The sequence below is a fragment of the Streptomyces sp. NPDC042201 genome, assembly GCF_055582185.1.
Genome location: NZ_JBVJDS010000016.1, coordinates 20,839 through 46,730 on the forward strand (window position 1 = coordinate 20,839; position 25,892 = coordinate 46,730).

Annotated in this window: 22 protein-coding genes; 10 read left to right on the forward strand and 12 right to left on the reverse strand. The window is 70.8% G+C overall.

Annotated elements, in window-relative coordinates; all coding sequences use genetic code 11:
• Positions 1–2: 2 nt before the first annotated feature.
• The 6 genes from ACZ6MZ_RS30345 to ACZ6MZ_RS30370 are packed head-to-tail and all read left to right on the forward strand — an operon-like array spanning position 3 to position 6,855.
• Positions 3–506, forward strand: coding sequence for a (2Fe-2S)-binding protein (locus tag ACZ6MZ_RS30345; RefSeq protein ID WP_386877452.1), 504 nt, complete (start codon positions 3–5; stop codon positions 504–506).
• Complete coding sequence (locus tag ACZ6MZ_RS30350) at positions 503–2,917, forward strand: aerobic carbon-monoxide dehydrogenase large subunit (RefSeq protein WP_469355569.1); 2,415 nt, start codon at positions 503–505, stop codon at positions 2,915–2,917. The genes ACZ6MZ_RS30345 and ACZ6MZ_RS30350 overlap by 4 nt, the downstream gene beginning before the upstream one ends.
• A 35-nt stretch (positions 2,918–2,952) precedes the next feature.
• Positions 2,953–3,732, forward strand: a complete 780-nt coding sequence (locus tag ACZ6MZ_RS30355; protein ID WP_469355571.1) for an XdhC family protein — start codon at positions 2,953–2,955, stop codon at positions 3,730–3,732.
• A complete protein-coding gene (locus tag ACZ6MZ_RS30360) occupies positions 3,729–4,619 on the forward strand; it encodes an AAA family ATPase (protein WP_469355573.1) in 891 nt (296 codons plus the stop codon). Before ACZ6MZ_RS30355 ends, ACZ6MZ_RS30360 begins: the two co-directional genes overlap by 4 nt.
• A 30-nt stretch (positions 4,620–4,649) precedes the next feature.
• Positions 4,650–5,555, forward strand: coding sequence for an SRPBCC family protein (locus tag ACZ6MZ_RS30365; RefSeq protein WP_469355575.1), 906 nt, complete (start codon positions 4,650–4,652; stop codon positions 5,553–5,555).
• Positions 5,545–6,855, forward strand: coding sequence for a vWA domain-containing protein (locus ACZ6MZ_RS30370; protein WP_469355577.1), 1,311 nt, complete (start codon positions 5,545–5,547; stop codon positions 6,853–6,855). The genes ACZ6MZ_RS30365 and ACZ6MZ_RS30370 overlap by 11 nt, the downstream gene beginning before the upstream one ends.
• On the opposite strand, the gene ACZ6MZ_RS30375 is transcribed toward ACZ6MZ_RS30370, so the two are convergent.
• From ACZ6MZ_RS30375 to ACZ6MZ_RS30395, 5 genes are all read right to left on the reverse strand, one after another.
• Positions 6,806–7,762 (reverse strand): LysR family transcriptional regulator, encoded by a 957-nt coding sequence (locus tag ACZ6MZ_RS30375; RefSeq protein ID WP_469355579.1) that lies wholly within the window; start codon positions 7,760–7,762, stop codon positions 6,806–6,808. The genes ACZ6MZ_RS30370 and ACZ6MZ_RS30375 overlap by 50 nt on opposite strands.
• A gap of 119 nt (positions 7,763–7,881) precedes the next feature.
• Positions 7,882–10,269: a beta-xylosidase/alpha-l-arabinosidase gene (locus ACZ6MZ_RS30380; protein WP_469355708.1), complete on the reverse strand. Its 2,388-nt coding sequence runs from the start codon at positions 10,267–10,269 to the stop codon at positions 7,882–7,884.
• Between the two features lie 8 nt (positions 10,270–10,277).
• A complete protein-coding gene (locus ACZ6MZ_RS30385) occupies positions 10,278–11,096 on the reverse strand; it encodes a carbohydrate ABC transporter permease (RefSeq protein WP_389784362.1) in 819 nt (272 codons plus the stop codon).
• Complete coding sequence (locus ACZ6MZ_RS30390; protein ID WP_469355710.1) at positions 11,096–12,028, reverse strand: carbohydrate ABC transporter permease; 933 nt, start codon at positions 12,026–12,028, stop codon at positions 11,096–11,098. Before ACZ6MZ_RS30390 ends, ACZ6MZ_RS30385 begins: the two co-directional genes overlap by 1 nt.
• Before the next feature lie 49 nt (positions 12,029–12,077).
• The gene (locus ACZ6MZ_RS30395; RefSeq protein WP_469355582.1) at positions 12,078–13,376 is read right to left on the reverse strand and encodes an ABC transporter substrate-binding protein; all 1,299 of its coding nucleotides are present in this window, start codon (positions 13,374–13,376) and stop codon (positions 12,078–12,080) included.
• A 140-nt stretch (positions 13,377–13,516) separates the two neighbouring features.
• Between ACZ6MZ_RS30395 and ACZ6MZ_RS30400 the strand changes: the two genes are divergently transcribed.
• Both ACZ6MZ_RS30400 and ACZ6MZ_RS30405 read left to right on the forward strand, forming a co-directional pair.
• Positions 13,517–14,563, forward strand: a complete 1,047-nt coding sequence (locus ACZ6MZ_RS30400; protein WP_469355584.1) for a LacI family DNA-binding transcriptional regulator — start codon at positions 13,517–13,519, stop codon at positions 14,561–14,563.
• An 88-nt stretch (positions 14,564–14,651) separates the two neighbouring features.
• A complete protein-coding gene (locus ACZ6MZ_RS30405) occupies positions 14,652–14,897 on the forward strand; it encodes a DUF2277 domain-containing protein (RefSeq protein WP_469355586.1) in 246 nt (81 codons plus the stop codon).
• On the opposite strand, the gene ACZ6MZ_RS30410 is transcribed toward ACZ6MZ_RS30405, so the two are convergent.
• The 5 genes from ACZ6MZ_RS30410 to ACZ6MZ_RS30430 all read right to left on the reverse strand — a co-directional run bounded on the left by ACZ6MZ_RS30410 (position 14,894) and on the right by ACZ6MZ_RS30430 (position 20,910).
• A complete protein-coding gene (locus ACZ6MZ_RS30410; RefSeq protein ID WP_389784368.1) occupies positions 14,894–15,553 on the reverse strand; it encodes a DedA family protein in 660 nt (219 codons plus the stop codon). The genes ACZ6MZ_RS30405 and ACZ6MZ_RS30410 overlap by 4 nt on opposite strands.
• A 243-nt stretch (positions 15,554–15,796) precedes the next feature.
• On the reverse strand, positions 15,797–16,234 hold the full coding sequence (locus ACZ6MZ_RS30415; protein WP_384183746.1) for a DoxX family protein: 438 nt from the start codon (positions 16,232–16,234) through the stop codon (positions 15,797–15,799).
• Positions 16,235–16,300: 66 nt separating this feature from the next.
• Positions 16,301–18,376 (reverse strand): FAD/NAD(P)-binding protein, encoded by a 2,076-nt coding sequence (locus ACZ6MZ_RS30420; protein ID WP_469355589.1) that lies wholly within the window; start codon positions 18,374–18,376, stop codon positions 16,301–16,303.
• Between the two features lie 127 nt (positions 18,377–18,503).
• Complete coding sequence (locus ACZ6MZ_RS30425; protein ID WP_469355591.1) at positions 18,504–20,165, reverse strand: alkaline phosphatase D family protein; 1,662 nt, start codon at positions 20,163–20,165, stop codon at positions 18,504–18,506.
• A gap of 91 nt (positions 20,166–20,256) precedes the next feature.
• Entirely contained in the window at positions 20,257–20,910 is a 654-nt protein-coding gene (locus ACZ6MZ_RS30430; protein WP_469355593.1) for an HNH endonuclease family protein, read from the reverse strand.
• A gap of 315 nt (positions 20,911–21,225) precedes the next feature.
• On the opposite strand from ACZ6MZ_RS30430, the gene ACZ6MZ_RS30435 reads away from it, so the two are divergent.
• Positions 21,226–21,963, forward strand: a complete 738-nt coding sequence (locus ACZ6MZ_RS30435; RefSeq protein WP_469355595.1) for an ABC transporter permease — start codon at positions 21,226–21,228, stop codon at positions 21,961–21,963.
• A gap of 95 nt (positions 21,964–22,058) precedes the next feature.
• Here the strand turns inward: ACZ6MZ_RS30435 and ACZ6MZ_RS30440 are convergent, their stop codons facing one another.
• The gene (locus ACZ6MZ_RS30440; RefSeq protein WP_469355597.1) at positions 22,059–22,733 is read right to left on the reverse strand and encodes an HAD-IA family hydrolase; all 675 of its coding nucleotides are present in this window, start codon (positions 22,731–22,733) and stop codon (positions 22,059–22,061) included.
• A gap of 98 nt (positions 22,734–22,831) precedes the next feature.
• A complete protein-coding gene (locus tag ACZ6MZ_RS30445; protein WP_469355599.1) occupies positions 22,832–23,692 on the reverse strand; it encodes a peptidoglycan-binding domain-containing protein in 861 nt (286 codons plus the stop codon).
• Positions 23,693–23,841: 149 nt separating this feature from the next.
• Between ACZ6MZ_RS30445 and ACZ6MZ_RS30450 the strand changes: the two genes are divergently transcribed.
• Positions 23,842–25,890: an MDR family MFS transporter gene (locus tag ACZ6MZ_RS30450; RefSeq protein WP_469355601.1), complete on the forward strand. Its 2,049-nt coding sequence runs from the start codon at positions 23,842–23,844 to the stop codon at positions 25,888–25,890.
• Positions 25,891–25,892: the final 2 nt, after the last annotated feature.

Here is a 25,892-nt window from a genome sequence, read left to right on the forward strand (position 1 = left end):
TCATGCAGGTCACGATGACCGTCAACGGCGACGAGGTCACCCGTGAGATCGAGGGACGGCTGCTCCTCGTCCACTTCCTCCGTGACCATCTCGCCCTTACCGGCACCCACTGGGGCTGCGACACCAGCAACTGCGGCACCTGCGTCGTCTGGATGGACGGCGAACCGGTGAAGTCCTGCACGGTCCTGGCCGCGATGGCCGGCGGGCATGACATACGGACCGTCGAGGGCCTGGAACAGGACGGCCGGCTCGACCCCGTACAGCAGGGCTTCATGGAGTGCCACGGCCTCCAGTGCGGCTTCTGCACCCCGGGGATGATGATGGCCGCGCGAGCGCTGCTCGACCGCAACAAGGACCCTTCCGAACAGGAGATACGGGAGGCCGTCTCCGGCCAGATCTGCCGCTGCACCGGATACACCTCCATCGTCCGCGCCATCCAGTGGGCCGCCGCGGAAGAGGCGGGCACCCGCACCACCACGGCCGCCGCCGGAGGGAGCGAGTCATGAGCACCATCGCCGGCCATCCCTCCGCTCCCCCCGCCGACCCCGTCACCGCGTTCACCGACAACGACCGGAAGCCCGTCGGCCACGGCCGGATGCTGCGCAAGGAGGACCCGCGCTTCATCCGTGGCAAGGGCCGCTACGTCGACGACGTACAGCTGCCGGGCATGCTGCATCTCGCCGTCCTGCGGTCCCCGATGGCCCACGCGCGGGTCGTGAGCGTCGATACGAGCCTGGCCGAGGCACATCCGAAGGTGAAGCTCGTCGTCACCGGCGCGATGCTCGCCGAGAAGGGCCTCGCGTGGATGCCGACGCTCTCCAACGACGTACAGGCCGTGCTCGCCACCGACAAGGTGCGCTTCCAGGGCCAGGAAGTCGCGTTCGTCGTCGCCGAGGACCGCTACGCGGCGCGTGACGCGCTGGAGCTGATCGACGTCGAGTACGAACAGCTCGACCCGGTCGTCGATGTCCGCCGGGCGCTGGAACCCGACGCCCCGGTCATCCGGGACGACCTCGAAGGCAAGACCGACAACCACTGCTTCGACTGGGAGACCGGCGACGAGGCGGCGACCGCCGCCGTCTTCGACCGCGCCGAGGTCGTGGTCAGCCAGGACATCGTCTATCCCCGGGTGCACCCGGCGCCGATGGAGACGTGCGGCGTGGTCGCCGACTACGACACGGTCGACGGCAAGCTCACGCTCTGGTCCACCAGCCAGGCCCCGCACGCGCACCGCACGCTGTACGCGATCGTGGCCGGGCTCCCCGAGCACAAGATCCGGGTGATCGCCCCCGACATCGGCGGCGGATTCGGCAACAAGGTGCCGATCTACCCGGGTTACGTCTGCGCGATCGTCGGTTCGCTGCTCACCGGAAAGCCGGTGAAGTGGATGGAGGACCGCTCGGAGAACCTCACCAGCACCGGCTTCGCGCGCGACTACGTCATGCGGGGCGAGATCGCGGCGACCAGGGAGGGCCGGATCCTCGCGATCCGTACGCATGTCCTCGCCGACCACGGCGCGTTCAACGGCACGGCGGCGCCGCTGAAGTATCCGGCCGGCTTCTTCGGGGTGTTCACCGGCAGTTACGACATCGAGGCCGCGTACTGCAAGATGACCGCCGTCTACACCAACAAGGCGCCGGGCGGCGTGGCGTACGCCTGTTCGTTCCGGATCACCGAGGCGGTCTATCTGGTCGAGCGGATCGTCGACTGCCTCGCGTACGAGCTGGACATGGACCCGGTGCGGCTGCGGCTGAAGAACTTCATCAGGCCCGAGCAGTTCCCGTACCGGACGAAGACGGGCTGGGTGTACGACTCCGGGAACTACGAGCCGACCATGCGGCTGTCGATGCGGCTGGCCGGGTACGACGAACTGCGTCGCGAGCAGGCCGAGAAGCGGGCCCGCGGTGAACTGATGGGCATCGGCGTCGCGTTCTTCACCGAAGCCGTGGGCGCCGGACCGCGCAAGGACATGGACATCCTCGGCCTCGGCATGGCGGACGGCTGTGAGCTGCGGGTGCATCCGACGGGCAAGGCGGTGGTCCGGCTCTCGGTCCAGACGCAGGGGCAGGGCCACGAGACGACGTTCGCGCAGATCGTCGCCGAGGAGATCGGGATTCCGCCCGCCGACATCGAGGTGGTGCACGGCGACACCGACCAGACTCCGTTCGGTCTTGGTACGTACGGCAGCCGCTCGACACCCGTCTCGGGAGCGGCGGCGGCGCTGGTGGCCCGCAAGGTACGGGACAAGGCGCGGATCATCGCCTCCGGAATGCTGGAGGTCTCGGTGGCGGACCTGGAGTGGGAGAAGGGGTCCTTCCATGTCATGGGCGACACGTCAAAAGCGGTGACCATCCAGGACATCGCGATGCGGGCGCACGGCGCCGGCGATCTGCCCGAGGGCATCGAAGGCGGGCTGGAAGCGCAGATCTGCTACAACCCGGAGAACCTCACCTATCCGCACGGCGCGTACATCTGTGTCGTGGACATCGACCCGGGGACCGCGCAGGTGAAGATCCGCCGGTTCGTCGCGGTGGACGACTGCGGTACGCGCATCAACCCGATGATCATCGAGGGGCAGGTGCACGGCGGGCTCACCGACGGTGTCGGGATGGCGCTGATGGAGATGATCGCCTTCGACGAGGACGGCAACTGCCTCGGTGGCTCGCTGATGGACTATCTGATCCCGACGGCGCTCGAAGTGCCCACGTGGGAGACCGGGTTCACGGTGACTCCCTCGCCGCACCACCCCATCGGGGCGAAGGGCGTCGGCGAGTCCGCGACGGTGGGATCCCCGCCGGCCGTGGTGAACGCGGTCGTGGACGCGCTGCGGCCGTACGGCGTCCGGCACGCCGATATGCCGCTGACGCCGTCGCGGGTGTGGGACGCGATGCGGGGGCGGCCGACACCGCCGATCTGAGCGGTACGAACGGTACGAACGGTACGGAGGTGCCGATGACGATCACGACCACGCGGGTGGCGGCCCGCATGCGGGAGCTGACCGCCGATCGCGTGCCGTATGTGCACGCGACGGTAGTACGTGCCCAGGTGCCCAGCTCCGCCAAGGCGGGCGACGAGGCGATCGTCATGCGGGACGGGTCGATCGACGGCTTCGTGGGTGGTGTGTGCGCCGAGGAGTCCGTCCGTACGGCCGCGCTCGGTGTCCTCGACGGCGACGGGCCCGTACTGCTGCGGGTGCTGCCGGAGGGCGAGCCCGGCTTTCCCGAGTCACCGGGCGCGCGGGTCGTGGTGAACCCGTGTCTGTCCGGAGGCGCGCTGGAGATCTTCCTGGAGCCGCGACTGCCGCCGCCGCTGCTCGAGATCGTCGGCCGGACACCGGTCGCGGAGTCCCTCGTCGCGATGGCGGAGCTGCTCGGGTACGCGACGGCCCGGTCGCTGCCCGGCGAGCTGTCCGACCACACGGACGCGGTGATCGTCGCCAGCCACGGCCGGGACGAGGACGAGTCGCTGCGCGCCGCGCTGGACGCGGGGGTCGGCTATATCGCGTTGGTCGCGAGCCGTCGGCGGGGCACGGCGGTCCTGGACGAGCTGGGGCTGACCGGCGAGGCACGGGAGCGGATCAGCACCCCGGCCGGGCTCGACATCGGGGCCAGGACGGGTCCGGAGGTGGCGCTGTCGATCCTGGCGGAGGTCATCAGCAGGAACAGTAAAGCCAGGAACAGCAAGGCCATCGGCGGGAACAGGGAGATTTTCAGCGGCGGGACCGACCGGTGAACGCCGTGTTCGCGGACGCCGACGACGTACGGCGCCGTCTCGACGGCGTGGACTATCTGGTCGATGAGGGCACGGCCACCGCGCTGTTCCTCGCCCTGACCCTCGACCGGCCGCTGCTGGTCGAGGGGGAGCCCGGAGTCGGCAAGACCACATCCGCGAAGGCGCTGGCCGAGGCGATGGGCGCCCCGCTCATCCGCCTGCAGTGCTACGAGGGACTGACAGCCGCCGAGGCGCTCTACGAGTGGAACTACCAGCGGCAGCTGCTCGCCATCCGGCTCGCCGAGTCGCGCGACGAACGGCTCACCGACGCCGATCTGTTCACCGAGGAGTTTCTCCAGGACCGGCCCATCCTGCGGGCGATCCGCCACGAAGGGCCCGTACCGCCGGTCCTGCTGATCGACGAGATCGACCGCGCCGACGACGAATTCGAGGCGCTGCTGTTCGAGTTCCTCGGCGAGGCCGCGATCACCATCCCCGAGCTGGGCACGTTCGCGGCGGCCCGGCGTCCGGTGGTGGTCCTGACCTCCAACCGGAGCCGCGAGCTGCACGACGCGCTGCGCCGGCGCTGCCTGTACCACTGGATCGCCTTTCCGGCGGCCGGACGGGCGGCGGAGATCCTACGCCGGTCGGTGCCCGCCGCGAACGAGCCGCTGATCGCCTCGGCCGCCGATTTCGTCGGCCGGGTCAGACGGCTCGACCTCGACAAGGCGCCGGGCATGGCGGAGACCATCGACTGGGTCTCCGCGCTGTCGGTGCTGGGGGCCTCGGAACTGGTACACGCCGACATCGTGCGCACCCTCAGCGCCCTCGCCAAGAGCCCGGACGACCACACCACGATCGTGGACGCGCTGGACGAACTGGGCTACGCGGAGCCTGCCTCGGCGTAACGCGCGCCCCGGCCGACCAGGGAGGAACCTATGAAGATCGACAACGAGTTCACCGTCGGGGTGCCCATCGACCGGGCCTGGGAGGCGCTCACCGACCTGGAGGGCATCGCGCCCTGTATGCCGGGCGCGCAGCTGACGGGTGTCGACGGGGACGTCTACAGCGGCAACGTGAAGATCAAGGTGGGCCCCGTGATCAGTCAGTACGCGGGGACCGCGCAGCTCGTCGAGAAGGACGAGGCGGCACACCGCGCCGTGATCCGGGCCAGGGGGAAGGACTCCCGGGGCGCGGGGAACGCGACGGCGCTGATCGACGCGGTGCTGCACGCGCAGGGCGCGGGGACGGTGGTCACCGTCGCGACCGATCTGAACGTCACGGGCAAGATCGCCCAGTTCGGCAGCGGGATGATCCAGGAGGTGTCGGTGAAGCTGCTGGGCCAGTTCGTCCAGAACCTGGAAGCGGAACTGCACGTGGCGCCCGGTGCGGCTGCCGCTCCTGCTCCTGCTCCTACTCCTGCTCCGGGACCGGTGGCCCGGCCGCCCGAGACCGGCCCAGTGGCAGGCCCGGCGGCAGGCACAGCGGCAGGCACGGCGGCCGGCACGACGAGGGGCCACAGCGCGGCGGCCCGTACGGCGAGGGGCCGTAGCGCGAGCCATGGCGCCGGAATCGTCGAAAGCGCGGCACCCGCCTCCGCTTCGGTACGGGCGTCGGCGGCGGCCCCCGCCGGGGCGACCCCGACCGCCGCGGACAGAATCGAGCAGCAGCGGCAGCGACAGCAGCACGCCCCGCATGACCTGCACGATCAGCAGGGCCAGCAGGAGCCCCCGCCGCTCGATCTGATGACTCTCGCGGGCAGCTCCATGTACAAGCGGTTCATCCCCATCATCGCCGCCGTGCTGGTGGCGGCCGCTCTGATCGTCTACTTCGTTGCCCGCTGATCCGGCCGCACCGCCGCTGCTGCGGGGCGTCGACCGGGCCGCCTTCGCCGTGGCCTTCGCGACGCGGCTGCGCTCGCGCGGTCTGCCCGTGGGCTTCACCCCGGTCGAGGACTTCGTACGGGCACTGGGCGCCGCGCCCCCGCGCTCGCGCGGTCGGCTGTACTGGACCGCCCGGATCACTCTCGTACGCGACCACGCCGGCCTTGCCGTCTTCGACGCCGTATTCGCCGCCGTGTTCGAGGACGCGGTCCTTGCGACGGACCCGAACGCCCGCCGCCGTGGACCCGCCGGCTCTCCGGCCGACGACGAACGCCGCGGCTCCCTGCCGACGGCGGCGCCCGAGGACAGCCCGCCGGGCTCGGGCGGGCTGCCGTGGGTGACGCTGCCACGGGCGGTGGCCGACGACGAGGACTCCGACGGCGTGCTCACCACGCCCCAGCGGCTGCCGAGCGAGCTCGCGGGACTCGTCGACGTACCGTTCGAGCTGCTCGGTCCCGAGGAGACCGCGCTGCTCGGCCGGTGGCTGGAGTCGGCCGTACGGACCTGGCCCACCCGGCGGTCGCGACGGTTCGCTCCGGGGCGGGGCCGCGGCCGGATCGCGCTCCGGCCGACCCTCGCGCGCTCCCGGCGCACCGGCTGGGAGCCGATGGAGCCCGTACGGGTCACCCCCGTCGACACCCCGCGCCGCGTCGTCATGCTGTGTGACGTCAGCCGGTCCATGCAGGCCCAGGCCGTCGCATATCTCCATCTCATGCGCGCGCTCGCGATGACCGCGGACGCCGAGGTCTTCGCCTTCGCCACCTCGCTCACCCGGCTGACCGCCATCCTCCGCCACCGCTCGGCCGAGGTCGCGATCGACGGCGCGACGGCGCAGGTCACCGACCGCTTCGGCGGCACCAGGATCGCGACCTGCCTCGGGACGCTGCTCGCCTCGCACCACGGCGGCGCGCTGCGCGGCGCGATCGTGATCATCGGTTCGGACGGCTGGGACGGGGACAGCCCGGAACAGCTCGCCACGGCGATGGCCAGACTGCGCCGACGCGCCTACCGGGTGATCTGGATGAACCCCCGCGCCTCGGCGCCCGGCTTCGAGCCGCGTGTCGCCACGATGGCCGCGGCGCTGCCGTACTGCGACGCGCTGCTGCCCGCGGACAGCTTCCGCTCGCTCGCGCGGGTGATCGGCGAGGTCTCGCGGTGCGTGAGCCGTACGAGCGCCGTACGGAACAGTCGTGCCGGGGACAGCGGCGGCGTCAGCTCCACAACGTCACATGGATCGCGGGGCGGAACCGTCCCGCCGTGACCCCCGAGCCCCGCAGCATCGCCTGGATCGCGCGGGGCGTGGCGACGAAGCGGATCAGCTCGGCCGCGGCGGGCGGCGCGCTCCGCCCCGCGAGCGCGAGGATGCTCCAGGAGCCCTTGGCGGGCAGCGGCGGCCCCGACAGCTGCGTGAGATCGCCGGTGGCGAGATCCTGCGCGACCGCGAAGGACAGCCCCAGCGCCACCCCCCTGCCGTGCTTGGCCTCCTCCAGCGCCGCGGCGTGGCTCTGGAAGATCCGCTGGTGCTCCTCGTCCACCATGAGCTGACGCAGAACTGTGGGGACGAGCCCGATCCGGCCGGCCGCCGAGGGACCGAGCAGCCAGGTCTGCTGGCGCAGTTCGCTCGCGCTCGCCCGCTTCGTGGCGAGCGGATGGTGCGGTCCGACAACCCCCATGATCTGGTAATTGAGGAAGGGCGTGCTGGAGACCGCCTCATCCACGTCTGCGGGCCGGGGGCCGAGGGCGACATCGACCGCGCGGTTGAGCAGGAGCGCGTTGAACCGCTGCGGGCTGTGCACGCTCAGCTCGACGTCCAGATCGTCGGCCCGGCTCGTGAACAGGTCGATGAGGCCGGGCGCCGCGTGCTCCGCGAAGAGGCTCGACGCGGCGACGCGCAGCAGCCGGCGTCCCGAGCCGGCCTGGCTGACCTCCAGGACGGTGCGGTCCTGGAGCCCGAGCAGTTCCGCCGCCCGGCTGGCCAGCCGCAGGCCACCGGGGGTGAAGGCCAGCCCGGCGCCTGTCCGGGTGAACAGCTGGTCCCCGAGCTCCTTGCGCAGATGTGCGACATGCAGGGAGACCGCGGCCTCGGACACCGACAGATCCGCCGCGGCCGCCTTGACCGAGCCGAGGCGGACGACCGCCGCGAAGGCACGCAGCTGAGTAGGCGTCATAGCTGCCTCCCAGCGAGCCGAGCCGACGGTCTGCCACGGCGGCCATGGCTGTGGCGACTGTGGCGACCATGGCGCCGTGCCTCAAATTATCCCCTGTCCTGGCGGGCGGCCACAGGACGTCATTCCCCACCCGCCCCGGTGACGGTGAACCGGGCGTGCAGCTCGCGGGTGTGGTCCACCTGCCGTACCGGCCCGGTCAGCAGGGCTCCGGCGGTGAGCCGGATGTCGGTGCTGGAGGCCGCCAGGCACAGCTCCAGCTCTCCCGGCTCGACGACGCGCCGCCCGTCGCGGCCGGTGAAGGAGGCGAGATCGGCGGGTACGGTCACCTCGACCCTGACCAGCTCGTCCGGTTCCAGGGGGAGCCGGACGTACCCGACCAGGCGCCGCACCGGCTGGACGACCGAGGCGACCAGGTCGCGCAGATACAGCTGGACCACTTCGACGCCCGCCCGGCTCCCGGTGTTGCGGACGGTGAAGGACAGCCGTACGGACCCGTCCGTACCGGCCTCCAGCGTGTCACCGGTCTCCCGCGAGTCACCCGTCTCCAGGTCCGACCAGACGAACGAGGTGTACGTCAGCCCGTGCCCGAAGCCGAAGGCGGCCGTGGGGTCGATGCTGGAGACCTCGCTGACCTGGGCCAGCGTGGCCGCCAGATAGGTGGAAGGCTGGGCGCCGGGGAGCCGTGGGACGCTCACGGGAAGCCGCCCCGACGGGTTGATCCGTCCGCTCAGCACTCCGGCGAGCGCCGGTGTGCCCTCCTGCCCGGGGAAGAAGGACTGCACGATCGCGCCCGCTTCCGTGGCGGCCCGGCCGAGGGCGTACGGGCGTCCCGCCAGCAGCGTCACCACCACCGGCGTACCGGTGTCGAGCAGGGCGTCCAGCAGCTGCCGCTGTACGCCGGGCAGGTCGAGGGTCTCCGCGTCGCAGCCCTCCCCGCTGGTGCCGCGGCCGAAGAGCCCCGCCCGGTCGCCCAGGGCCGCGACGACCACGTCCGCGTCGCGGGCCACCCGTACGGCCAGGGCGAACCCGTCGGTGCCGGTGGAGTCGACTCCCGCCCCCGGCGCGGTGACGATCTCGCTGTCCGGGAACTCCGCGGCCAGGGCCTGCCGCAGCGTGGGCAGCTCGACGCCGGCCTCGGTGCCCGGGTGCTGGGCACCGACATGGACCGGGAAGGAGTAGCAGCCCAGGACGGCCATCGGGGTGTCGGCCTGTGGACCGATGAGCGCGATCCTGCGGGGCCTGTCCAGTGGCAGCGTCCCGTCGTTGCTCAGCAGGATCACCGACTGCTCGGCGAGACGGCGGGAGATGGCGCGGTGCGCGGGGGAGTCGAGGCCGACCGTGCCCCGCAGCCGCTGAGGATCATGGAGCGCGGCGTCGGCCAGGGCCGGCGGCACCGGGCTCCAGTCAGGGTCGAGCAGCCCCAGCCGCGCCTTCTGCGCCAGGACCCGGCGCAGCGCGCGGTCGATCACCTCTTCCGGCAGCCGCCCGGCGGCGACCGCGTCGCGCAGCGGCTGTCCGAAAGTCTTCACGGTGGGCAGTTCCACATCGACCCCGGCGGTCAGGGCCGCGGCCGCGGCCCCGCCCCAGTCGGCGGCCACGCCGTGCAGGGTCTTGAGGAAGGCGATGCCGAAGTAGTCGGCCACCACCGTGCCTTCGAAGCCCCAGGTGTCGCGGAGCAGACCGGTCAGCAGGTCCTCGTCGGCGGCGCAGGGCACCCCGTCGGTGTCGGTGTACGCGTGCATGACCGACCGTACGCCGCTCTCCCGCACCGCCATCTCGAACGGGGGGAGCATGACATCGGCGCGTTCCCTGGCGCCCATGCTCACCGGGGCGAGGTTGCGCCCGCCACGGGAGGCCGAGTAGCCCACGAAGTGCTTGAGGGTGGCCACGATCCCGGCGGACTCCAGGCCCTGGATATAGGCGGTGGCGATCGTGCCGACGAGATAGGGGTCCTCGCCGATGGTCTCCTCGACCCGGCCCCAGCGCGCGTCGCGCACCACGTCGAGCACCGGGGCGAGGCCCTGGTGGAGGCCCACCGACCGCATGTCGTGGCCGATCGCGCCCGCCATCTCCCGGACCAGAGCGGGGTTGAACGCCGCGCCCCACGACAGCGGGACGGGGTAGGTGGTGGCGCCCCAGGCGGTGAAGCCGGCCAGGCACTCGTCGTGCGCCATGGCGGGGATGCCGAAGCGGTTGGCCGCCACGACGCGCTCCTGGGTGCGCATCAGGGACAGCGCGCCCAGAGCCGGGTCCACCGGGACCGTGCCGAACGGCCGGGTCAGCTGGCCGAGCCCGTGCGGGAGGAGTTCGTCGAGGGTGGGCGGCCGGTCCATGTCGTGCTGGTGCGGGGCGACTTCGGCGCCGTCGTTGGAGGCCCCGGCCCACAGGCCGTACAGCTGCGCGAGTTTCTCCTCCAGGGTCATGGCGGAGATCAGCTTCTCGACCCGTGCCGCGCGCTGATCCTGAAGGTCGTGCGTCGAGGTACCGGAGCGGATGTCGGCGGTCACGTTGTCGGTCACTTTCCTCCGACGCCCATGAGCCCCTGGACCAGGGCGCGGCGGGCGAACAGGTAGACGAGCAGGACGGGCAGCGTGGACAGGACCACGGCTGCCAGCAGGCCGGGGATGTTGATCCCGTACTGGGTCTGGAAGTTGTAGAGCCCGAGGGTGAGCACCTTGGTGTTCTCGGACTGGGTCAGTACGAGGGGGAAGAGGAAGCCGTTCCACGCCTGGAGGGCAGAGAAGACCACGATGGTCGCCAGCCCGCTCCTGGACAGCGGGACGACGAGCTGGAAGAAGACCCGCCGGGTGTCGGCCCCGTCGATGGCCATGGCCTCGAAGAGTTCGTCGGTGATGTCGCGCATGGTGCCGGTGAGGATGAGCGCGCAGACCGGCAGGCAGAACGCGGCGGTGGGCAGGATGACCCCGATGAGGTTGTCGTAGAGGCCCGCCTGGCTGATCACGTAGAACATGGGGACGATCACCGCCTGGGCGGGAATCGCCAGCCCCAGCAGGAAGAGCCGGAAGACGCGCGAGGTGGCCCGCCCTCGGTTCCGTACGATCGAGAAGGCCAGCGGCGGTACGAGAATCAGCACGATCGCCACGACACTCGTCGTGACGATCACGGTATTGAGGAAGTACCGGCCGAAGCCGTTGGAGAAGTCCTGGATGTAGTTGGACAGGGTGAAGCTGTCGGGGAACGACAGCGGACCGTTGGCGCTGTAGTCCGCGCGGGACTGCACGGTCGCGCCGAGCATCACATAGATCGGCAGGCCGACCAGGCACAGCCAGACCAGGACGCCCAGGCCCGCGAGGTAGTTGGGGCGGCCGTGCATCACAGGCCTTCCTTCGTGCCGGCCATCTTGTCGAAGCCGGAGATCCGCACCACGACCAGCGAGATGACCGTGGCCACGACGACCAGCAGCAGCGCGATGGCCGCGCCCGCGCCGAAGTCGAAGCCCTTGAACGCCTTTTGGTACATGTAGAAGGCGCTGATGGTGGTGTCGGTGCCCGGGCCGCCCTGGGTGAGGATCAGTACGGTGTCGAAGGTGGTGAGCCCGCCGACCACCATGAGGATCACCGACGTGATGATGGAGTTGCGCAGCTGCGGCAGCGTGATGTGGAAGAACTGCCGTACGGTCCCGGCGCCGTCGATGGCGGCCGCCTGGTAGAGGACCGTGGGGATCGCCCGCGTCGCGCCTTGGTAGATCAGCGCGTGCAGCGGGGTGAACTGCCAGGTGCTCACCAGGACGAGGACGCCGATGGCCCCGGTGCGTGAGCCCAGGAGATTGCCGTCCCCGAAGAGCCAGCGCGCCTGCGCGGGCACCCCGAAGTTGGGGTCGAGCAGCGCGCGCCACAGCACGGACACCGCCGTGGCGGACAGCAGCAGCGGGATGAAGAAGACCGCCGACAGTACGGCGCGGTTGCGCTGGGGACCGGCGGCCCAGACGCCGAGCAGGATGCTCAGGGGCGTCTGGACCAGTACGCCTAGCGCGGTGAGCAGCACACTCAGCCAGAGGCTTTTGATCATCACCGGGTCGTGGAACAGCGCGGTCCAGTTGTCGAGGCCCGCGAAGGCCGGCGACCCCAGACCGTTCCAGCTGGTGAAGGACAGCACGGCGACCAGCACCAGCGGAACGATCGCGAACAGGGCGAAGAACAGCGTGGCCGGCAGGGCCCAGCCCAGGCCGGGGCGGGCGACTCCGGGACCGGCCGGGCCCGGCGCCCGCGCCCGCCCGCCCTTCACCGGGGAGGCGAGGGAAACCATGTCGGATGTCACTCCCACTTCTCCGTTCCTGGTTCTTGGCTCACCGCTCTCAGGCGGTGGTCAGGGCCTGCATGGACGCGATGAAACCGGCCGCGTCGAGCTGCCCGTTGAAGAACTGCTGGACCGCCACGTAGATGGGCGTCATGTTCGCCGGCGGATACGCCTGGTCCCACGACAGCTGGAACGCGGGCGCCTTGTCGACCAGGTCGAACTGGTACTTCAGATACTCCGGGTTGTCCGCGGAGTCCAGGAAGGTGTCGGTGTTCGTGGTGGTGGGCAGATTGCCGATGGCCAGCTGGGCCTTCACGAACTCGTCCGAGTACATCAGCTTGAGGAACTTCGCGATGGCATCGGCGTGCTGGGTGCCCTTGCGCACCGAGTAGAAGTTGTTCGTGTTGCCGACGAGGTCGGCCGCGTCGCCCTTGCCGCCCGCGACGCTGGGGAAGGTGGTGTAGCCCAGGTCGTCCTTGGCGAAGTCGGGGTTCGCGTCCTGCTGGGTGGAGTACGCCCAGGAGCCCATCAGCTCGAAGCCCGCCTTGCCGCCGGCCAGCAGGGCCGGGGAGCCGCCGTCGGTGAACTTCACGGAGTCGTAGTTGGTGCCGAACGCGCCCGTGTCGATCAGTTCCTTCAGCATGCTCAGTGCCTTCTTGCTGTCGGCGCTCTCCCACACGCTCTTGTCGCCCGACAGGGCCTTCTCGAACAGCCCGGGGCCCGCGACGCGGTCGTAGAGATACTCGAACCACATCAGGGTGGGCCACTTGTCGCCGCCGCCGAGCGCGATCGGTGTGACGCCCTTCGCCTTCAGCTTCTTCACCGCGGCCAGCAGCTCGTCCCAGGTCTTCGGCTCCGCCACGTCGGCGTCCGCGAGCACCTCGCGGTTGTTGAACAGCAGGACCGGCTGGGTGCCGCGCATGGGCACCCCGTACGCCTTGCCGTCGACCACGGCGGTGTTGAAGACCGACGGCAGGAAGTTGGACTTGAGCCCCGGGTCCTTCTTGATCAGGTCGTCGAGCGGCATCAGGAGATCCGCCTTCACGAACGGCTGGATGCTGCCGCCGCCCCAGTTGAAGAAGACGTCAGGAGCCTGCGCGGTGCCGATGACGGTCTGGAGCTTCTGCTGGTAGTCCGCGCCGGGGACGGTGTCCAGGACGGCCTTGACTTCGGAGGTCTTGTTGAACGTCGCGACGATCTGCTTCTCGACCTTGTTCGCGGCGTCGCCGTAGACGAGTACGTGGAACTCGTCGGCGCTCGAAGAGGGGCCGCTGTTGCCGCAGGCTGCCAGGGACAGAGTCAGGACGAGCGCCGCGCCACCGGCGACGGCTCGGGGAAACCGTGCGCGTGTTGTCATCGATCGACCTCTCGAAAGTATCGGCCACTTTGCCGAAAGTCTCTGTCGAGCGACCGTAGGGTTCCCTCTCGGGAGGGTCAACAGCGGGGTCGCCGCGCTATCAAACCGTTACCAAGCGCCGGTGCCCTATCCTTCAACCCATGCGTGATGACAGGAGTGCGGGCCGAGTGACCCTGGCCCAGGTGGCTTCGCAAGCCGGCGTATCTCTTTCGACAGTTTCGAAAGTCCTCAACGGGCGGCCCGATGTCTCCGCTCCGACCCGGGTGAAGGTCGAAGAGCTGCTGGAAGAGCATGGATACCGGCGCTCCGCGCCCACTCCGCCCGAGTCACCGCTCATCGAGATCGTCTTCCACGAGCTGGACAGCACCTGGTCGATGGAGCTGATCAGGGGCGTACAGAACGTCGCCAAGGCGACCGGGATGAGCGTGGTGCTCACCGAGACCGGCACCCGCCACTCCCCGGGAGCCGACTGGGTCGAAGGAGTGCTGCGCCGCCGTCCGCTCGGGGTGGTCCTGGTCTTCTCCACCCTCCCTGACGACCTCAAGAAGAAGCTATGGTCCCGGGCCATCCCGTTCGTCATCATCGACCCGGCCGGCGACCCGGAACCCGATGTGCCCTCCGTGGGGTCGGCCAACTGGGCCGGCGGGCTCGCCGCCACCCGTCATCTCATCGAGCTGGGCCACCGCAGGATCGCCGTCATCACCGGCCCCGAGGACATGCTGTGCTCCCTGGCGCGGCTCGACGGCTTCCGCTCGGCCATGGGCATGGCCGGACTCGACACCGACCCCGCACTGGTGAGATTCGGCGACTTCCACGTCCGGTCCGGTCATACGCACGCCCTGGAGCTGCTCCGGGATCCCGACCGGCCGACCGCGATCTTCGCGGGCAGCGACCTCCAGGCGCTGGGGGTGCTGGAGGCGGCCCGGGTACTGGGGCTGCAAGTGCCCGAAGACCTGTCGGTCGTGGGATACGACGACATCCCGCTCGCGCAGTGGTCGAGCCCGGCCCTGACGACCGTGCATCAGCCGCTCGAACAGATGGCCGAGGAGGCCGCACGGATTCTGCTGCGGCTGCGGAGCTCGGACCAGGCGGACGCCCGTATCGAGTTCGGAACCCGGCTGGTCGTCAGGAACAGCACGGCGGCGGTGGAGGCCAGGGCGGCGGAGGAGGACGGGGCCGGGCGGTAGCGCGTCCGTCGTCCGGCCCGGGTGACGGTCATCCGGGCCGGGTGCCGGTTCCTTTCCGAACCGGCCGCGCCTCGGTCACACTGGAGGCATGTGCCGCAGCATCAAGACCCTCCGTCCGCCCGTACTCCCCGAAGAGGCCACCGAGGAGGACATCCGGGCCGCCGCCCTCCAGTACGTACGCAAGGTTTCCGGCTTCCGTGAGCCCGCCGCGCACAATCGCGAGGTGTTCGAGCAGGCCGTCGACGAGATCGCCGCGTCGACCGCGAAACTGCTCCAGGGCATTGAGGTACGGGGCTCGGCGCGCACGCCGCAGCCGCAGCCGCAGAGTGCCTAAGCGGCCGGAGCAGGGGCCGCGACGGCGGCCGGCGCCGGGCGCCGTATGACATACGCGGCCAGCGTGCCCGCCGCGAACAACGCCAGTACGGATATGGCCGCGCCCACCCAACTCGCACCGAGCCACTGGCCGCCGAAGTAGCCGAGGCCCGCGCTGTACCCCGTCCACGCCACGCCGGCCAGCGCCGACCAGGGCAGGAACTCCTTCACCTTGCGGTGAGCGGCGCCCGCGCCGATGGACACGACCGAGCGGCCGGCCGGCGCGAAACGGGCTATGACGACAAGGATCCCGCCGCCACGGCTGAGCGCGCCGCCCAGCCGTTCCTGCGCGGTGGTCAGCCTGCGGGAGCGGGCGATGGCGCGGTCGAGGCGTTCGCCGCCGCGCCGGGCGAGCCGGAAGGCGACGAGATCGCCGAGTACGGACGCACCGGCCGCGCAGAGCATCAGGATGAGCAGGGACGGCACCTCGTGCGGCACCTGCGCCACCTTGCCGGCCGCGCCCGCGACGGTGGTCGAGCCCGCGGCCGCCGCCGTGGCGGCCGTGATCACCAGCACCCCGCTGGGCAGCACGGGTAGAAACACATCGAGCAGCACGGAGAGAGCTACGACCGCGTAAATCCATGGGCTGCCGGTCAGCGACCCCAGACTCTCCAGCACCTTTTGACTCCCCCGCCCGTCCCGTTGCGACGCCGGATGTCGCAGGGGAGCGGCAGCGGCGGCTGCAGCCATACAGCGTACGCCTGTGCGGTACGGAGAGTTAACCCGGGTTATCAAAAGGTGACACCCGGACCCTGGTCGCGGGTCCGGGCGCCGTCTCATCGGTCGTACGGATCAATCGGTCCTACGGATCGGTCGGTGCCAAGGCTCAGGCGGTCCTACGGGCTCAGGCGGTCCCGAGGATCAGGCGGCCACGGCCGTACGGTGCTCCCGCCGCTCCTCCTCGCCGTCGCCGCGGGAGGTGAACAGCCGGTCCAGGGCCAGCGCCCCGGGGCCCGTGAAGACGATCAGCAGGAACGTCCAGGCGAAGATCGCCGCCGGTTCACCGCCGTTCTGCATCGGGAAGAGCCCATCGGGCTGGTGGACGTTGAAGTACGCGTACGCCATGGAGCCGGAGGCCACCAGAGCGGCTATCCGCGTCCCGAGGCCGAGCAGCACCAGGGTGCCGCCGACGAGTTGGATGGCGGCGGCGTACCAGCCGGGCCACATGCCCGCGGCAACGGTGTCCTTGCCGAAGAAACCGAAGAGCGAAGCGGCTCCGTGGCAGGCGAAGAGCAGCCCGACGACGATACGGAACAGGGCGAGTGCGTAGGGCTGCGCGTGATTGAGGCGTGTATTCATGGGGGGTTGTACTCCTTCGATCTATTGGTCTGGACCGATGAGAAGCTCCCCTCACGTTAGGCAGACCTAATCAATGCTTGCAAGTTCAACATTTTGTCGGGGAACAATTCGCGCCGCGTATTCCGCTTCTCCGATGGCCGGCGTTCGCAAGGTGGCACGTGCCACCGCGTCGGTGTCCGAGAGCATCACCGAGTCGACCCCGGGCCGGGCGCCCGCCGCGGTCACCCAGTGCACCCCTTCCGTGGGCACGCCGAGCGCGAACCTCCTTGGGTGAACATCCCCCTGACGGCCTATCAGGCGATATGGACGGCGGGTTACATCCACCCCTCCGGTTTCGTAACCGTCGACGGTGTGCGGCCGGCACTGACCGGTCTTCAGGAGTCGCGAGAGCAACGGATCGCAGCTGCGCCGAAGGTCCGGTTCCGGCAGCCGGGCCTCCACGAGGGTGGTCGCACGGACCAGGGATCCCGGCACCTCGGGGGACTCGGCGGTGAACACCCCGTCCCGCGTCCGCACGGTCGTCCGCGGGCCGATCACATCCAGCACCCCCGCCTCGATCAGGGCCGCCATCTCCTCGATGCGGCGGCGCGGCGGGCCGATGGAGAGGAAGGCGTTCAACGGCGTGTACCAGCGGTCGAGATGGTCGCGCCGGGAGGTGCCCGAGAGGCCGGAGTGGTCCACGATCTGCCGCAGCTCATTGCGGAGATCGCGCAGCACGTCCAGCGCCGCCTTGACCGGGCCCGCCACATTGCCGAGTGCGGCCTGCGCCGCGTCCTGCCGCAGATGTGCCAGCAACCAGGCACGATGATCGGCCGGATCGCGGAAGGTCTCCCCGTCGTAGGGGCGCGAGATCCGGTCCCAGGACCAGCGGTCCGCCGTCCCGATCCCCGCTTCGTCCAGCACCGCGGCCTCCCGCGCGCTGCCGTGCGGCGCCGCGAGGAAGCGGTCGACGAACCGGTCGCGGCTGCCCTGCGGCCGGCCGCCGGCCGCCAGCGCCGCGTCGTAGAAGACCGCCTCCACCTCCTTGGCGACCAACGGCCAGATCTCTTCGAGGAAGTCCGGCGGATCGCCCTCGTCCGCGCGCTTGCGGAACAGCGCGATCACATCCGGGGTGAGCACCAGCGGGAGATGGCGTCCTGACGGGCCCTTCGCGTTGTCCCCGCGTGCCTGGTACGGGACACCGCGCCGCGACCCCGCGTACAACTGCGGTTCCCGCCCCGACGGGTGGTATACGAGAACGCCGTCGAGGCCCCGGGTGAAGAGACCGCCGCGACCCGCCGTCAGCAGCGCCATGTGGTCGAAGAAATTGAGGCCGAGCCCGCGCAGCAGAATCGGTTCGCCCGGGGCGACCGCGGAGAGGTCGACATCGGCCGGGTTGGCGGGCGGCAGATAGCGCAGCCGGTGGCGTTCTGCGTACTCCGAAAGCGTCGCCTGGGTCTGTCCGGAAACCACCGGAAGATGGCCCTGCGCGAGCACGACGGCGGAGAGGCCGGAAATCGTCGTGCCATTGTCGAGTGTGAGCGTCTGCGTGGGGCGGTACGGGAGGGACGCACCGGGCGCATCGGGTGAAACGGGCGCGGCGGACGGGGTCTTCGGGCCGACGGTGGCGCTGTCGGGGTCGTCATCGAGACGGATCGCCCGGGCGCGGTGGACCTCGACCGTCACATTCTCCGGGGCGCCGGCCACCGTCCTGCGGAAGGCCCACTCCAGATAGCGGCCGTAGGCGGCGCGGCTCGGGTAGTCGTCGGGGCCGAGCCGCTCTCCCGGGCGGGTCGCCGCCCACTCGTACAGACTCGGCCCCGGGTGTATCGGGCCCTCGCACTCGACGCTGTCGTCGGTGAAGACGGTCACCTGCGAGGCCACGGTGTTCATCAGGAGCTCGGCCGACTGGTCGGTGCGCCAGACGCGCCCGGCGCCGGGCGGCGCGGGATCCACGAGATGCACGGTCAGCGGTAGGTCCGGGGCCAGTTCGGGCACGGACGCGCAGAGTCTTTCGAGGACAGAGGTGCCGCGGGGGCCGGCGCCGACTACGGCCAGGGAGCGGGGCAGGGGCTGCCGTACATCGGACAAAGCGGTGACTCCGGGGCATGTGGGGTGCGGGAAGGGAACGATCCGCTTCGGGAAGCGGATGGCCTGCCTCATCATGCCGCTGGTGCCGCGGGTGTCGAACCCTTGGGTGAAGGATCACGCCTTGTGGGAAGGATCACGGACGGCGCGGCGAGGCATCACGGACGCCGCGTCAACGGATCACGGACGCCGCGGCGAGGCATCACGGACCCGCTGTCAGGCTTCTTTCCTCCACGGTCACCAGCTCCGTGCCGCTGTCCGTCGTGCGGGCGTGGTCCAGTCTGAGATCGGCGGAACGGCCGTGCAGGGTCAGGGTCATCAGTTGATTGCCGAACCAAGGCCCACCCGTTTTGCGCCAGTTGACCGCCGACGGGGTGACTCGTCCATGTCGGGTCAGGCCATGGCCAAGACCCCGGGCCAGCCGGCTCCAGCCGAAGCGGAAGCCGAGCTTTATCGACGCCGGGATGGAGTTGTGCACCGGGGAGCAGGTGAGCTGGACGACCTTCGCGTCCGGGTCGCCGCCCGTCCACGAGGGCTCGGCGACATACGCGTGGTGGACATCGCCCGACAGCACACACACCGTCGCCGGGGCCCCTGGCCCGCTGCCGGCCTCCGCGATCAGCGCCGACAGCTTCTCGAAGGAGTCGGGGAAAGCCGCCCAGTGCTCCAGGTCGGCCGCTCTGCGCAGCCATTCGCCGAAACGCGCCCAGCGCGCGCCGCGTTCACCGCCGCACAGCGCGGAGTCCCAGGACTCCACATCATGGATGAAGGGCGGCAGCAGCCAGGGCAGTGAGGTGCCGACGAGGAGATGGTCGTACGAACCCCGCCCGTCCAGCGCCTGCTCGCGCACCCAGTGCGCCTCGCCGTCGTCGAGCATCGCGCGGTGCTGCTCCTCCAGGACGCGGGCGGCGCGGGAGTCGACCATCAGCAGCCGGGTGCGGCCGAAGTCGCGCCGGTAGCTCCAGCGCGCGCACGCCGGATCGCGGTCCGCCTCGGAGGCGAACCGCCGCAGCAGGTCGGTGCCGTCGGGCGCCGCGCGTACGGCCGCGTACAGCTCGTCCGTCGCCAGCTCGGCGGGGGAGAGATTGCCGAGGTGCTGATAGACCCAGTACGACATCAGCCCGCTGAGCACCCGCTCCTGCCACCAGGGTGTCGCGCGCACGTCGGCCAGCCAGGCGGCGCTGGTGTTCCAGTCGTCGATCACATCGTGATCGTCGAAGATCATGCAGCTGGGGACGGTGGAGAGCAGCCAGCGCACGACGGGGTCGCGCCAGGACTCGTCGTAGAGGTGGGTGTACTCCTCGTAGTCGGCGACCTCCGCGCCCGGCGGCTCGCTCAGATCGCGGCGCTCCGCGAGCCAGCGCCTGGTCTCCTGCGAGGTCTCGTCCGCGTACACCTGGTCGCCGAGGAGCAGCAGGACATCGGGGCGTTCGGCGCCGGGATCGCGGGCGATGCGCGTCGCGAGGGTGTCGAGGGCGTCGGGTCCGACCGGGTCCTGCTCGCCGTGGGCCGGTGACGCCCAGCGGCAGGAGCCGAAGGAGACGCGCAGCCCGGCCGAGGTCGCGCCGGGGCCGGCGGGGGTACGGATCGTGCTCGGCGGGAAGCGGGAGTCCTCGGGCGGCCAGACGCGCCGGTCGTCGAGCAGCACCTCGTACGCGGTGGCGGTGCCCGGCGTCAGGCCGGTCACCGGTATCAGCGCGTAGTGGTGGCCGGCGATCTGGAACGTACGCGTGGTGCCGTACGCCCCGTCCTCGCAGCGGACCTCCGCCGTGCACGGCCGGTCGGCCTCGACCCAGACGGTCGCCGTGCCGCCGGCGTCCCAGTCGACGTACCGCAGCAGTGGTCCCAGGCGCAGCCCGGTCATAGGTGCCCTCCTCCGTCGTTCCGTACGGTACGGAACGACGGAGGGGAGCGGGGAGGGGGGCCCGGATTGAGCGGGGCCCGGACGTGCTGGGTCAGCAGCCGTTCAGGACGCTGGAGAGCGCGCTCTTCTCGGCGGAGTCGACGCTCAGGTTGTAGTAGTACTTCACCTGCACCCAGGCGCGGGTGTACGTGCAGCGGTACGAGGTGACCGGCGGCAGCCACTCCGCCGGGTCGCGGTCGCTCTTCGACTGGTTCACGTTGTCCGTGACGGCGATCAGCTGCGGGCGGGTCAGGTCGTTCGCGAAGGACTGCCGCTGCGCGGTGCTCCAGCTGCTGGCGCCCGAGGTCCAGGCCTCGGCGAGCGGCACCATGTGGTCGATGTCCACGTCGGACGCGGCGGTCCAGGTGGCGCCGTCGTACACCGAGAACCAACTGCCGCTGGTGGCCGCACAGCTGGAGTTCTGCACGACGTTCGTGCCGTCGCGCTTGAGGACGACCTCGCGGGTGTCACAGGCGCCGGACTGGGTGATCCAGTGCGGGAACAGGTCGCGGCTGTAACCGCTGGTGGAACCTTCCGCCTTCACGGTCAGCTGGCTCAGGTAGGAGCGCGCGGTGGACGCGCTGACGGGGGTGGGCATGGCTGCCTGCGCGCTGGGGGCGGTGAGCAGCGTGGTGGCGGTGGCGAGCGCGGCCGAGGCGGCGAGGACGGCTATGCGGGGCATGCGACGCGCGTAGATACCTGACATGCGAACTCCCTTGGAGTGGGGGGACCTGACCGGACCGTGCGGGGGCACGGGGCCCGGTGGTGCGGGGTGGTGAGCCCGGCCGCCATCGTGACGGCGGCGGGTTTCCGGGGGGTGGGCTTCAGGTAACAGGGTGGCGACATGGGCACGTCACATCAAGAGGGAAAGGGTGACGATGTTGTTGTGATGGGGCGGCAATTCGGGCGTCAAGGCACAAGGTTGGCGCCGGACGTCAGGGCCGGGCCTCAGTGCTTGGCGTCAGGGCTGGGCGCGGCCGGGCGCATTCGGGTGCGTTCGGGTGCGGCATAGGGTGGACGCGTGCTGCTGCGCGTCGATGTCACGTTCGGGGTCGTCCTCGGCCTGCTGCTGATCGTTGCCGTGACCGTGGCCGCGCTCGCTCACCTGGGGCGGGCCCGCGAGATCGCTGTCGCGGGGGTGCGGGCGGCGGTCCAACTCGGCGCGGTCTCCCTGGTGATCGGGTGGGTGGTCGGGGCCGTACCGCCGCTGCTCGGCTTTGTCGCGCTGATGTACGCGGTCGCGGTCTGGACGGCGGGACGACGTGTCACCGGGAACGGGACCTGGTGGTGGGCGGCCGTACCGATCGGGGCGGGGGTCGGGCCGGTCGTCGGCCTGCTGCTGCTCACCGGAGTCGTACCGGTCAAGGGCATCGCCCTGATCCCGGTGACCGGGATCCTCATCGGCGGCGCGCTCACCGCGACGGTGCTGGGCGGGCGGCGGGCGCTCGACGAGCTGCACGCGCGAAAGGGCGAGGTCGAGGCGGGGCTCGCGCTCGGGCTGCTGGAACGTGACGCCCGTATGGAGATCGCCAGGCCCGCCGCGGCGGACGCGTTGCTCCCGGGCCTCGACCAGACGAGGACGGTGGGACTCGTGACGCTGCCGGGCGCGTTCGTGGGAATGCTGCTGGGCGGAGCGTCCCCGGTCCTGGCGGGCGCGGTGCAGCTGTTCGTACTGGTGGCGCTGATGGCGGTACAGGCGGTGGCGGTGAGCGTGGTGCTGGAGCTGGTGACCCGGGGCCGGCTGAACAGGGACAGCTGAGCGGGCAGGTTGAGCCGGGCGGTTGAGCCGGGCCGTTTGAGCTGGCCGGTTGAGCCGGGCTGTCCGTGCGGAGCCGGCCGGGTCCGGGTCCGGCCTCAGCCGATGTGCAGGCGGATGTCGCCGTTCGGGAGGGGCTCCACGCGCAGGTGCGTGAGGTCCTGGATGTGGGCGTCCGGCGACTGGGCCGCGGCCCGGGGGCCCACGCCCACCACGCGCATGCCCGCCGCCCTGGCCGCCGTGATGCCGGCCTCGGAGTCTTCGAAGGCCACGCAGTCCTCCGGCGCGAAGCCCAGTTCGGCGGCGCCCCGGAGGAAGCCCTCGGGGTGGGGCTTGCTGGCGGTCACGCTCTCGGCCGTCACGCGGATCTTCGGCATCGGGAGGGCCGCCGCCGTCATACGGGCGTCCGCCAGGGCCACGTCCGCCGAGGTGACCAGGGCGTGCGGGAGGGTGGCGATGGCCGCCATGAAGGCCGGGGCGCCGGGGATCGGGACGACGCCGTCCGTGTCGGCCGTCTCCCGGGCCAGCAGCACGAGGTTGTCGGCGTGGTTCTGCTCCACGGGGCGGTCCGGGAGCAGTACGGCCATCGTGGCGTATCCCTGACGGCCGTGGACGACCTGCAGTACCGCCTCGGGATCGAGGCCGTGTTCGGCCGCCCAGCCGCGCCAGCAGCGCTCCACGGACGCGTCGGAGTTGACGAGAGTGCCGTCCATGTCGAGCAGGAGGGCACGGGCGGTCAGTACGGACGTCGTGGTGGAAGCGGTGGCCGGCATCGGCGGACTCCAGAGGGCGGGAGCAGAGAGAAGTGGCCCCGCCCGCCGGTCAGGGAGTACGGACGGAGCCACTTTGTTTCGTCATTATACAAAGCGGCTCAGTGCCGGCGACCCCGGCCCTGGCTCTCTGCCTCCAGCGCGCGCCGGGTGTTCGGTCCGTAGACGCCCTGAGGGTCGCCCTCGATGTTCTTGTACGACTGATAGACGCGTACGGCGCCCTCGACGCGCTCGTCGTACCGACCGTCCGAAGCCCCGCGGAACAGCCAGATCTCCGCCAGCCGGTTCTGCAGCTCGACGACCTCGGGGCCGGAGTCCCCAGGACTGAGCGAGGCGCCCGGCGGAGCCTGGAGCGGCCGCTCCGGAGCCGGGGGCGTGGGCTTCGCGAGGGCCGACGACCGTGGCGCCTCGGGAGCGGTCGAGCGCGGCGCGCTCGGGGTCGCGCGGGGCGAGGGCGCCGTGGCCGGCGGGGTCGCCGACGCGGAGGGCGACGGCGAAGGCGACGCGGACGCGTCCCGCTCCGGTGCGCTCGCCGTCGGCGGACCCGGGTACGTCTCCTCAGGCATCGCCCGTTGGTGTCCGCTCCCCGAGAACAGGCCCCCGGCGAACGCCGCCGTCCCGATCACCGCCACCGCGGCCGCGCCGATCGCCACCGCGCGGAACGGCGCGCGGCGGGCCGGCGGCGGCGACGGATAGAGCTCCGCGGCCGGCGGCCTGGCGGAGCTGGTCTTCACCGCGAGGGGCGGAAGTGGGCCCGCCGTACGGAACGCCGTCGGTGCCGCCTTCTCCGTATCGAGCGTCACATACGGACGGATACGCAGCGGATCGAAGTCCTCCGACGCCGCGACCTCCTCGGAGCGCCCGGCCTGAACGGCCCGTACCGCTCGCTCCGCGCAGTCGCAGTCGGGTCTGCCTTCCGCGGCGCGCGGCGTACCGCATGCGGGACAGAGCTGTCCGGTCAACGTGGGTTCCCCTCCCCTTGAACTGCCGCCGATTATGCAGGCCGTTTTCGAACGCCGTGCCACGCCCGGGGGCCGGGCCGGACGCTCGGCAGGCCATAACGGGACAGAACGGCCAGGATGGAGTTCGGCGGACCCCGAGGAGATGTCCCATGGCTCAGGAAGCGACCCTGCCGGCCGTGAGCCCGGCCCCCGGCGAGGGCCAGAACCCGCGCACCGTACTGGTCGCCATCGGCGCCCTGCTGATGGGCCTGCTGCTCGCCGCGCTCGACCAGACCATCGTGTCCACCGCCCTGCCGACGATCGTCAGCGACCTCGGCGGTCTGGAGCATCTGTCCTGGGTCGTCACCGCCTATCTGCTGGCGTCGACCGCGGCCACCCCGCTGTGGGGCAAGCTCGGTGACCAGTACGGCCGCAAGAAGCTCTTCCAGACCGCCATCGTCATCTTCCTCATCGGCTCCGCCCTCTGCGGAATCGCCCAGAACATGCCGCAGCTCATCGGCTTCCGCGCGCTCCAGGGACTGGGCGGCGGCGGTCTGATCGTGCTGTCGATGGCGATCGTCGGCGATATCGTCTCGCCGCGCGAACGCGGCAAGTACCAGGGTCTGTTCGGCGCCGTCTTCGGCGCGACCAGCGTCCTCGGACCGCTGCTCGGCGGGTTCTTCACCGAGCAGCTCAGCTGGCGCTGGGTCTTCTACATCAATCTGCCCATCGGCGTCGTCGCCCTGCTCGTCATCGCCGCCGTCCTGCACATTCCGGTACGCGCGGCCAAGCACACCATCGACTACCTCGGCACCCTCCTGATCGCGTCCGTCGCCACCTGTCTGGTGCTCGTCGCCTCGCTCGGCGGGACGACGTGGGCCTGGGGCTCGGGCCAGATCATCGGCCTCGCCATCCTCGGCGTCGTCCTGCTCGCCGTCTTCATCCGGGTCGAGCGGCGCGCGGCCGAACCGGTCCTGCCCCTGCGGCTCTTCCGGCTCAGGACCTTCACGCTGATCGCGCTCATCAGCTTCATCGTCGGCTTCGCGTTGTTCGGCGCGATGACCTATCTGCCGACGTTCCTACAGGTGGCGCAGGGCGTGACCCCCACCATGTCCGGGGTGCGCCTGCTGCCGATGGTGCTCGGTCTGCTGATCACGTCCACCGTGTCCGGGCAGCTCGTCAGCCGTACCGGCCGCTGGAAAGTCTTCCCCATCCTCGGCACCGGCATTACCGCCATCGGACTGCTGCTGCTCCATCAGCTCACGGCGACCACCGGCGTCTGGGAGATGAGCGGCTACCTCTTCGTCTTCGGCGCGGGCCTCGGGCTGGTCATGCAGGTCCTGGTGCTGGTCGTACAGAACGCCGTCAGCTACCAGGACCTCGGCGTCGCCACCTCGGGCGCCACCTTCTTCCGCTCCATCGGGGCGTCCTTCGGCGTCGCCGTCTTCGGCACGATCTTCACCAACCTGCTCGGAGACAAGCTCGTCAGAGCCCTGGCCGGCCGGGTGCTGCCGCCCGGTGTGAGCCCCGGCCGGCTGTCCGCCGACCCACGGGACATCGGCCGGCTGCCGCCCGCGCTGCGGCCGCCCGTGCTGAACGCGTACGCGACGTCCATCACCGATGTCTTCCTGTACGCCGTACCGGTCGTGCTGCTCGCCTTCGCCGTCGCGTGGTTCCTCAAGGAGGACACGCTGCGCGGCTCGGTGACCGCCCCGGAGATCACCGAGACCCTGGCGTCCAACCCGGTCGAGCGCTCCTCGCGCGACGAAGTGGCACGCGCCCTGTCGGTCCTCGGCACGCGCGAGGGCCGCCGCGAGATCTATGTGACGATCACCGCGAAGGCGGGGTACGACCTGCTCCCGGCGGCCAGTTGGCTGCTGCTGCACATCAGACGCCACGGCTCCGTCCAGCCGGCCGTGCTCGCGGAGACCTCGCCCGTACCGATCAGGACGGTCACCGACGCGTCCCGGCAGGTGGAGGAGCGCGGGCTCGCCCGCCGCGAAGGTCTGGAACTGATGCTCACCGACCGAGGAGCGCGGACGGCGGAAGTGCTGGCGAAGCTCCGCGAGGAGTCCTTGGCGGAGCTGCTGGGGGACTGGTGGGGGCCCGACCGGCCGACCGATCTGGTGCGGCTGGTGCGGGAGCTGAACAGCGAGCTGTGCGGCTCCGAGAGCGAACGGCCGCGCGCCCCGGAACCGCCCAGGGACCACGCGGCCTGAGA

Bases quoted from the DNA above. Each gene is read 5' to 3' on its own strand.
- ACZ6MZ_RS30350 (WP_469355569.1), top strand. From the start codon at position 503: ATGAGCACCATCGCCGGCCATCCCTCCGCTCCCCCCGCCGACCCCGTC.
- ACZ6MZ_RS30425 (WP_469355591.1), bottom strand. From the start codon at position 20,165: ATGACCGGGCTGCGCCTGGGACCACTGCTGCGGTACGTCGACTGGGAC.
- ACZ6MZ_RS30400 (WP_469355584.1), top strand. From the start codon at position 13,517: ATGCGTGATGACAGGAGTGCGGGCCGAGTGACCCTGGCCCAGGTGGCT.
- ACZ6MZ_RS30345 (WP_386877452.1), top strand. From the start codon at position 3: ATGCAGGTCACGATGACCGTCAACGGCGACGAGGTCACCCGTGAGATC.
- ACZ6MZ_RS30395 (WP_469355582.1), bottom strand. From the start codon at position 13,376: ATGACAACACGCGCACGGTTTCCCCGAGCCGTCGCCGGTGGCGCGGCG.
- ACZ6MZ_RS30390 (WP_469355710.1), bottom strand. From the start codon at position 12,028: ATGGTTTCCCTCGCCTCCCCGGTGAAGGGCGGGCGGGCGCGGGCGCCG.
- ACZ6MZ_RS30375 (WP_469355579.1), bottom strand. From the start codon at position 7,762: ATGACGCCTACTCAGCTGCGTGCCTTCGCGGCGGTCGTCCGCCTCGGC.
- ACZ6MZ_RS30355 (WP_469355571.1), top strand. From the start codon at position 2,953: ATGACGATCACGACCACGCGGGTGGCGGCCCGCATGCGGGAGCTGACC.
- ACZ6MZ_RS30405 (WP_469355586.1), top strand. From the start codon at position 14,652: ATGTGCCGCAGCATCAAGACCCTCCGTCCGCCCGTACTCCCCGAAGAG.
- ACZ6MZ_RS30385 (WP_389784362.1), bottom strand. From the start codon at position 11,096: ATGCACGGCCGCCCCAACTACCTCGCGGGCCTGGGCGTCCTGGTCTGG.
- ACZ6MZ_RS30420 (WP_469355589.1), bottom strand. From the start codon at position 18,376: ATGAGGCAGGCCATCCGCTTCCCGAAGCGGATCGTTCCCTTCCCGCAC.
- ACZ6MZ_RS30415 (WP_384183746.1), bottom strand. From the start codon at position 16,234: ATGAATACACGCCTCAATCACGCGCAGCCCTACGCACTCGCCCTGTTC.
- ACZ6MZ_RS30430 (WP_469355593.1), bottom strand. From the start codon at position 20,910: ATGTCAGGTATCTACGCGCGTCGCATGCCCCGCATAGCCGTCCTCGCC.
- ACZ6MZ_RS30365 (WP_469355575.1), top strand. From the start codon at position 4,650: ATGAAGATCGACAACGAGTTCACCGTCGGGGTGCCCATCGACCGGGCC.
- ACZ6MZ_RS30440 (WP_469355597.1), bottom strand. From the start codon at position 22,733: ATGCCGGCCACCGCTTCCACCACGACGTCCGTACTGACCGCCCGTGCC.
- ACZ6MZ_RS30450 (WP_469355601.1), top strand. From the start codon at position 23,842: ATGGCTCAGGAAGCGACCCTGCCGGCCGTGAGCCCGGCCCCCGGCGAG.